3 protein-coding genes and 2 pseudogenes are annotated in these 4,959 nt (G+C 73.4%); 3 read left to right on the top strand and 2 right to left on the bottom strand.

What is annotated here, in order from left to right; translation table 11 throughout:
- A pseudogene (locus AOK16_RS19805) lies at nt 1-346 on the top strand (urease accessory protein UreD); the annotation flags it as partial.
- Between the two features lie 200 nt (nt 347-546).
- Complete coding sequence (locus AOK16_RS19800) at nt 547-2,259, top strand: alpha/beta hydrolase (RefSeq protein ID WP_055473542.1); 1,713 nt, start codon at nt 547-549, stop codon at nt 2,257-2,259.
- Between the two features lie 137 nt (nt 2,260-2,396).
- Here the strand turns inward: AOK16_RS19800 and AOK16_RS19795 are convergent, their stop codons facing one another.
- Entirely contained in the window at nt 2,397-3,113 is a 717-nt protein-coding gene (locus AOK16_RS19795; RefSeq protein ID WP_055473541.1) for a lysophospholipid acyltransferase family protein, read from the bottom strand.
- A 361-nt stretch (nt 3,114-3,474) separates the two neighbouring features.
- Here AOK16_RS19795 and AOK16_RS19790 point away from each other — a divergent pair, with 361 nt between their 5' ends.
- A complete protein-coding gene (locus tag AOK16_RS19790; protein ID WP_055473540.1) occupies nt 3,475-4,467 on the top strand; it encodes a helix-turn-helix transcriptional regulator in 993 nt (330 codons plus the stop codon).
- A 59-nt stretch (nt 4,468-4,526) separates the two neighbouring features.
- On the opposite strand, the pseudogene AOK16_RS19785 reads toward AOK16_RS19790, so the two are convergent.
- Nucleotides 4,527-4,959: pseudogene (locus AOK16_RS19785) on the bottom strand (hypothetical protein); the annotation flags it as partial.

The following is a 4,959-nucleotide window of genomic DNA, read 5'->3' as shown; positions in this document are numbered from 1 at the left end:
CCTCGGCCGCACCGGCGAGCACCCCGGACGCCTCACCACCCGCCTCACCGTGCGCCGCGCCGGCCGGCTCCTCCTCGACCAGGAGACCGCGTACGGCCCCGGCGCGCCAGGCTGGGACGGCCCTGCCGTACTCGCCGGCCATCGTGCTGCCGGTCACCTGCTCGTCACCGACCCGGCATTCGAGGAGAGGCCCCTCGACGTACGGGTCCTCGGCCGCTGCCCGTCCGAAGGCGAAGCCGTCCTCGCCCCGCTCGCCGGGCCGGCCGTCCTGGCCACCGCCGTGGCACCCGACGCCCTCCGCCTGCGCCGACTCCTCGACGCGGCAGCCGAGTTGGCGGCCGGGTAGAGGGAACGGCGGCCGAGTGGAGCGGACGGACCGTCAGCGGGAGAGCGCCCGTACGTCGAGGCTCGGTAAAGAGCTTGGTAAAGAATCGCCGCTGCGATCTACCGTTCACCGCCGCGGAGGCGGAAGGATCCCCCTACAGGAACTGTGATCATCGTCGCCAAAAGCGGCGTACCGATCCGACCCGCCAGGGGGGAACCAACGTGAGACGCACCAGAGTGCTCGGCTCCGCCGGGGCGTTGATAGCGGGCGCGCTGATAGTGGGCGCCATCGCCGCCCCGTCCGCCGGCGCCGCCGGGCAACAGCCGTCCGGCGGCGGCCTGTCGGGCAGTGCCCTGTCGGGCGGCGCAACGCCGGTCGGCGGACCGTCCGCCGAAGCCGAGGCGCGCGGTGTGGAGCGCGCCGCCGTCCGCGCCGCCCGCCAGGGCATCGACTGGAAGGACTGCCCGGCCGACTGGGCGCTCCCCCAGCCCATCCAGTGCGGCTACGTCACCGTCCCCGTCGACTACGCCAAGCCCGACGGCCGCACCATCAAGCTCGCCGTCGACCGGATCGCGAGCACCGGCACCGCGGGTGAGCGCCAGGGCGCGCTCCTCTACAACCCCGGCGGCCCCGGCGGCTCCGGCATGCGCTTCCCGCTCCGGGTCACCACCAAGAACCCGCTGTGGGAGAAGACCGCCAAGGCCTACGACTTCGTGGGCTTCGACCCCCGCGGCGTCGGCCGCTCGGCCCCCATCTCCTGCGCGGATCCGCAGGAGTTCGTCAAGGCCCCCAAGCTCGACCCCGTACCCGACAGCGAGGCCGACAAGCTCGCGCAGCGCAAGCTGGCCAAGGAGTACGCCGACGGGTGCGCCGAGCGCAGCGGCGACATGCTTCCGCACCTGACCACCCCGAACACCGCGCGCGACATCGACGTCATCCGGGCCGCGCTCGGCGAGAAGAAGCTCAACTACCTCGGCGTCTCCTACGGGACGTACATCGGCGGGGTCTACGCGACGCTCTTCCCGACCCATGTGCGCCGCATGATCGTGGACAGCGTGGTCAACCCCTCGCGCGAGAAGATCTGGTACGAGGCCAACCTCGACCAGGACGTGGCCTTCGAGACCCGCTGGCAGGACTGGCAGGCCTGGGTGGCGCGGAACGACGCCGCCTACCACATCGGCGACACCCGGCAGAAGGTCCAGGAGCAGTGGGAGAAGCTGCGCGCGGCTGCCAAGCGCGAGCCGATCGGCGGCGTCGTCGGACCGGCCGAACTCCTCGGCTTCTTCCAGAGCGCGCCGTACTACGACTCGTCGTGGACCACGGTCGCGAGCGTGTGGAGCGCCTACCTCGCCGGTGACCGGCAGGCGCTCGTGGACGCCGCGGGCCCCGACCTGTCCGACACCGCGGGCAACCGGGCCGCCGAGAACGGCAACGCGGTCTACACCGCCGTCGAGTGCGCCGACGCCAAGTGGCCCACCAGCTGGGCCAGGTGGAACTGGGACAACACCCGGCTCCACCGCGACCACCCGTTCCTCACCTGGTCCAACGCCTGGATGAACCTGCCCTGCGCCACCTGGTCCGGCCCCCAGCACACCCCGCTGGAGGTCCGCGCCGGCAAGGGCCTGCCGCCGGTCCTCATCGTCCAGTCCGAGCGCGACGCCGCGACCCCGTACGAGGGCGGGGTCGAACTCCACCGCCGGCTGGCCGGATCCCGGCTGATCACCGAGCGGGACGCCGGCTCCCACGGCGTCACCGGTCTGGTCAACCCCTGCATCAACGAGCGCGTGGACGCGTACCTGCTCAAGGGCGCGGTCGACGCGTACGACGTGACGTGCGCGCCGCACACCACCCCGAAGCCGGAGGCCAAGAGCGCCAAGTCGGCCGAGGCGGCGGCCAGTTCGACGGCAGCGGCCGACTTGCCCGCAGTGCCGTAAGGCCTACAGGGCTGCAAGGCCCGTGGTGCTGTAGCGGAGACGGTGGGGTGGGGCGCACGCGTCCCACCCCACCGTGGGGGTTTCCCGCCGTGACCGTCTCCGGCAGTGACCGTTTCCCGCAGCGACCGTTCCGCCCGTCAGCGTTTCCGTCCGGCCGCCTTCGCCGCGCGGGCCGCCTCTTCCATCTCCGCCTTGACCTCGGGCGCGTACCGGTCGACGTACTCCTGGCCGGACAGGCGCAGGATCTCGTACATGATCTCGTCGGTGACCGCCCGCAGCGCCGCGCGCTCATCAGCCAAGCCCTCGTGACGGGAGAAGTCGATCGGCTTGCCGAAGCGGATGGTCACCCGGCCCAGGCGGGGCAGGACCCGCCCCGGCGGCTGGAGTTCGAAGGTGCCGACCATCGCGCACGGCACCACCGGCACCCCCGCCCTGAGCGCCATCGCGGCCACCCCGACCCGGCCCTTGTAGAGCCGGCCGTCGTGCGAGCGGGTGCCCTCGGGGTAGATGCCGAGCAGCTCGCCCTTGGACAGCACCCCCAACCCCTCGGTGATCGCGGCCTGGGCGGCGTTGCGGCCCGAGCGGTCCACCGGGATCTGGCCCGCGCTGCGGAAGAACGCCGCGGTCAGCCGGCCCTTGATGCCGGGGCCCGTGAAGTACTCGGCCTTGGCGAGGAAGGTGATCCGGCGCGGCAGGATCGCGGGCATCAGGAAGTGGTCGGAGAACGACAGATGGTTCCCCGCGACGATCGCCGCCCCCTCCGCGGGCACGTGCTCGAGCCCCTCGATCCGCGGCCGGAACAACACCCGCAACAGCGGCCCCAGCAGCACGTACTTGAGGACGTAATAGAACACGGTGTCTCTCCCAACCCGACCGGATCGACAGGAGGCCGATGCCGCAGGACCGCTGCCAGGACGAAGTATCTGCGATGCGCTGCGAGCGATCAACGCTGGTGGCGACGGACGACGGAACCCGGCCATGGTGGGCCGCTCGGCCGAGGCCGTCCGGTCGGTCCTCTCCTGACGCGGCGGCGGACGGCCGTCCTGCGCACGCCGACCGGCACGGCGCCGTACGGATTCCCGAGAGACGGCCGGCGACGCCCTGACCGGCGCCGACACGGTCGCCCGGCGTGAACAGGCACCGCTCACCGCCGTCCGCAGCGGCCTCCGCCTAGGATGCCCGCAGGGGCGGAAAACCGTGGTGGGGGAGGGTGCTGTGACCTTGGAGGCCGCCGGCCTGACGGTCGCGGAGGAGAGCGGATACCGGGCGCTCGTGGCCCTGGGCGGCGGGTCCGCCGAGGACGTGGCCGCCCGGTCGGACCTGGGCCCGCCGGAGGCGCGGCGGATACTGGCCGCGCTCGAACGCCAGGGGCTGGCCACCGCGGTGCCGGACGGCCGCTTCGCCGCCACCCCGCCCGATGTGGCGATCCTCCCCGGCCTGCGCCGCCGCGCCGCGGCGATCGACCAGGCCCGCGCCGCCGTCACCGACCTCATGGAGACCTACCGCGGCAACGTCCGCCGGCGCCGCGCCGACCAGCTCATCGAGGTGATCACCGGAGCGGAGGCCCTCCAGCGCTGCCTACGGCAGATCCAGGACGACGCGCGCCATGAGCTGCTGTGGTTCTGCAAGGCCCAGTACGTGGCCGTGCCCTCGGGCAGCAACCGCGCCGAGTACGACGCGCTGGCCAGGGGAGTCCGCTACCGCGTCGTCTACGAGCGGGCGTTCTTCGACGACCCGGGCGCCGTCGACAACGTGGCGGACGGCATACGGGCCGGGGAGACCGCCCGTACGGTGCCGGAGCTCCCGCTGCGCCTGGCCGTCGCCGACCGGTCCGTCGCCCTGTGCCCGCTGGTGCCGGGCGGGCCCGCCGGGGCCGGTGAGGAGATCACGGCGGCCCTGGTGCGGTCGAGCAGCCTGCTCGACGCCCTGGTCGCGCTCGCGGAACGGTACTGGGAGATCGCGGTGCCGCTGCACGTGACGGCCTCGGGAAGCCTCGGCAGCACGGCGGGCGACGCGGCCGAGCTGACCGCCGCTGACCGGCACCTCCTCTCGCTGCTGGTCGCGGGCATCGCGGACAAGGCGATCGCCAGCCAGATGGGGGTGAGCCGCCGCACGGTCCAGCGCCGGATCCAGCACCTGATGGAGCTGGCCGGCGCGGCCACCCGCATGCAACTGGCGTGGCAGGCCGCCCGCCGCGACTGGATCTGACCCCCGCCGGGCGCCGGGCCGGGGCGCCGAACTGCGCACGCCCCGGCCCGACTCCGCACTCACCTCAGACCGTACGCCCGCACCACCTTCTGCTCGACCTCGTTCCCCGCGGCGTCCCAGGCCCGTACGCGGAGCGAGACGCGGCCCCCCGCGGCCGCCCGCATGTGGTCGGCGCGGAAGGTGAAGGATCCGCTGTGCGAGCCCTTGCGGCCGGTTACCTCCGTCCAGTGCGCCCCGTCGTCGTACGACGTCCACAGCCGCATGCCCGCGATCCGCGCGCCGTCCGCCCCGTCCTGGTGGCGGGCCGTGACACCCAGCTCGACCCGCGGCGAACGGGCCACCCGGTTCCCGGCGTCGACCGGCACCCCGTAGTCCAGCTGGATCAGCGGCAGCAGTCCGTCGCCCGACCCGGAACCGAAGGACCAGGCCGTGTCGGTGGCCGTGGAGAACTCCCACTGGTCCGACGCGCGGGCCGCCTCCACCCGCAGCCGG

Source organism: Streptomyces pathocidini (assembly GCF_001418495.1).
GTDB lineage: Bacteria > Actinomycetota > Actinomycetes > Streptomycetales > Streptomycetaceae > Streptomyces > Streptomyces pathocidini.
This window is presented reverse-complemented; position numbering and strand designations above follow the sequence as displayed.